This is a genomic window from Thauera sp. 2A1 (assembly GCF_009469595.2).
Taxonomy (GTDB): Bacteria; Pseudomonadota; Gammaproteobacteria; order Burkholderiales; family Rhodocyclaceae; genus Thauera.
Genome location: NZ_SSXV01000060.1, coordinates 1 through 3,052 on the forward strand (window position 1 = coordinate 1; position 3,052 = coordinate 3,052).

Annotated in this window: 5 protein-coding genes; all 5 read right to left on the reverse strand. The window is 31.3% G+C overall.

Going from position 1 to position 3,052, the window contains the following annotated elements; all coding sequences use genetic code 11:
* Positions 1 to 104: 104 nt before the first annotated feature.
* On the reverse strand, positions 105 to 1,091 hold the full coding sequence (locus tag GH664_RS22125) for a hypothetical protein (protein WP_153170257.1): 987 nt from the start codon (positions 1,089 to 1,091) through the stop codon (positions 105 to 107).
* A gap of 60 nt (positions 1,092 to 1,151) precedes the next feature.
* On the reverse strand, positions 1,152 to 1,385 hold the full coding sequence (locus GH664_RS22130) for a hypothetical protein (RefSeq protein WP_153163841.1): 234 nt from the start codon (positions 1,383 to 1,385) through the stop codon (positions 1,152 to 1,154).
* Between the two features lie 342 nt (positions 1,386 to 1,727).
* A complete protein-coding gene (locus tag GH664_RS22135) occupies positions 1,728 to 1,955 on the reverse strand; it encodes a hypothetical protein (protein WP_153163746.1) in 228 nt (75 codons plus the stop codon).
* Positions 1,956 to 2,013: 58 nt separating this feature from the next.
* Positions 2,014 to 2,214 (reverse strand): hypothetical protein, encoded by a 201-nt coding sequence (locus GH664_RS22140; RefSeq protein ID WP_153163745.1) that lies wholly within the window; start codon positions 2,212 to 2,214, stop codon positions 2,014 to 2,016.
* A gap of 306 nt (positions 2,215 to 2,520) precedes the next feature.
* Positions 2,521 to 2,736 carry a hypothetical protein gene (locus GH664_RS22145; protein WP_153163744.1) on the reverse strand — a complete coding sequence of 72 codons (216 nt, stop codon included), beginning with the start codon at positions 2,734 to 2,736 and terminating at the stop codon, positions 2,521 to 2,523.
* Positions 2,737 to 3,052: the final 316 nt, after the last annotated feature.

A 3,052-nucleotide genomic window follows, 5' to 3' on the forward strand; every position in this document is an offset into this window, starting at 1 on the left:
AATTTAGTTAATTGATCTGATGTCATACCATATTCCAAATAAGGTAACATAGCTTCTAGTACAGCAGAGTCTCTTTTAGTTAAACGTTTATCTCTACTTATCTACTATATTCTTGTAGATAAATCACCAAATCCTTTTCTACGAATATTTCTAGCAGCTGCATCATTCTGAGCTTGTTCTACAGAAGCTAAATGTCTAGCATTAGCATACTGTTGTCCCCATTGATTTGCTATCTGTGCATTATTAAATGCCATTTGATTTTCAACATTATTCTTAGTAGCATAAGCATTAGCGATAGCTTTATTCCTATTAACTGCTGATTGTAAACCAAATGCCATATTAGCTCCTGTGTTAGGATTAATATTAGCCATATTGTATCTAGCAATTCTATCGCTTAGAGTAGCTTCTCTAAGTATAGGATCTATGTTATAATCAGTAGGACCATATGCTGGATCATAAGTATATGTTTCTACTCTTTCAGGACTACCTGAGAATATATTACCAATGGGTCCAGCTAATGCAGCTATATTGTCTATTAGATCTAACCAGTTATTATCACTTGGAGTTTTCGGCTTTTTACTATTTGGACTATATATATTACCTACTGGAAGTTGTCCAGGATTACCAGTATAGTTAAAGTATTTACTACTTCTAGCATTAGCAGTATCTACATTACCAATAGGAGCATTAATATTATAAGGAATGCCTAATCTACTTGCTACTTCAGATGATGGTATATGTCTAGGTCCATTACTTTGATTAGATCTACTATCTACATATGCTTGACCAATCTTATGCCAATCGCCATACTTTCTGTCTGTCATTAAAGATCTAGCTTGTTCTACTGTAGGTATAACTCCTTTGTTCTTACCTAAGTAAGTAGACATATCTCCATATTTACCACCATAGATATCTTTTACATCTTGATCTGTGATACCATTGACCCAGTTTAAGTAATCTTGTGTATAGTTATTTTTATCTGAATCCCAGTATTTAAAATCAGACATATTTTTATTATATCCATATGGTTTAATGCCTTTAGTGCCATCTGCATAAGCAGCAGTATTCTTCTTTATTTTTTTACTTTTCAAAGCTTCTTGCTAATCTAATAGTGCCTGATAAGCTATCTAATTATTTCTCTCATTTAGCATCTAACTATTTTCAGCATATATATTATTAGCTTTATTGTTGCTTTTCTTCATTAACTTCTTTCCCATTTCTGCAAATGTTTTATTTGTTCCTGGAACTTTAATCTTATCACTTAATACTTGAGTTCCAACAGGTACATTTAATAAATTAGAATCTGTAGGTTTACCTTCTTCTGGTATAGAACCTATAGTTCCATCTGGTGTTCTTAACATCTCACCATCATCTAAGTAAGCCATGGTAGATGGTACTACACCACCTTTAGATAAACTTAATTCATTGTATCCATTTTCCTAATAGTAATCAGCTGCTACTTGTTCAGACATTTGTCTAGCCTGAATACCATTTTTAATTCTACCAGCTTTATTACGTATATAACTTTTACTATGACCAAATAGACCAGCTATTCCTGATGGTAATTCATACTCACCAATCTACTCATTAACAGAACCACCAGAACCTATACTTGAAGTAATACCACCAATAGCTCCACCTATTACTGCTCCCCAAGGTCCACCAATAGAAGCGCCCATTGCAGCTCCAGATCCTATGCCACCTATTACACCAGCTGCTGTAGGTTTCTATCCACTAGTAGCGTTACCTATCATACTACCTATAGCTCCAACTCCTTGTGTAACTACATTTGCTTTATCTACTCCACTCATATTACCCCAGTTTGAAATAGCATCAGCACCGAAAGCATATTGAGGAACTCTTTTTAATTTCTTAGTTTTCATATTATAACATTGAATATCTATAAGTTGTTTTAATATACGGAAGCTTAAATTCTTTATTATCGTTGCAATCAAAAGTATAATTGCAAATCAAATATTTTCCTCTCATTCTTCCAGCGTAAGACATATTAGTCTATTGTTGTAAATCTGGTTTATCTTGTTTTTCTCTACTTATTGCAAATCTATAATTATCTTCTCTAACTTCTATGTTGTTGTAATCTATAGGATCTGTCACTTGAGTTTTAGTTTCAAAATGTATATCTGTTATTAATGTAGGTTTTTCTTCATCTCCAATGTCTACAAATTCAGCAGAGAACCATTGATTATCGAACACTTTAGTATATGCTATATCTTTATTAACTACAAATCTAACATAAGATATTTTCTCTTCTTTAGTAGTACTATTAACATCATACATATTATGTAAGTAATAACAATTATTGTTTTTAATAGTAACTAATCTAGTAGAGAATGGGAAGAACCAGTTTGGATTATGAGTATAAAAAGAAGTAAATACATTTAGTTGTTCATTAAATATTAAACATCTGTCATATATTCTAAACCATACTTCATTATATTTCTTATCATAGAATGATACTGGATTCTTTCTAGCATTATCTGGTAATCTATTTAAATACGTCTATACTTGTTTTACTTTAGATAACTCATTAAAGTCATTGCTAAGTGAGCATATAACATTTTTATCTAAATCATACCAATACAAAGTAGTTTCAGAATTAGTAATACTCTTATCATTAATGATACTATCACCATTTAAAGTAACTAAGTAATCGTATCTGGTAAGAATACCACCAGTACCTAATGTTAAAGCTCCAGCATTATTATCAGTGATCAAGGACCTATCGTTAACAGATGCTATACCTACAGCACTATCCTAGAAGAAATACAATTTGTTTTTAAATACTTTAAGATTAGTAACTGGTCCATATGTACTATCTGTATCTAAATAATTAGCAAATTTAAATTTAGTCCAACTATCTGTTTGTTCATTATTTGTTTTTAACTCTGAACAAGTGATTCTATTCATGCTTTTAACATCATCCTCAGCATATATAGATTTCTGTATATAATTCTTACTAGTACTAGGATTAGAGTAAGCGGCATGATATACATACATTGGGGTTTTCTAAGTATATAGATTGTTCATCTAT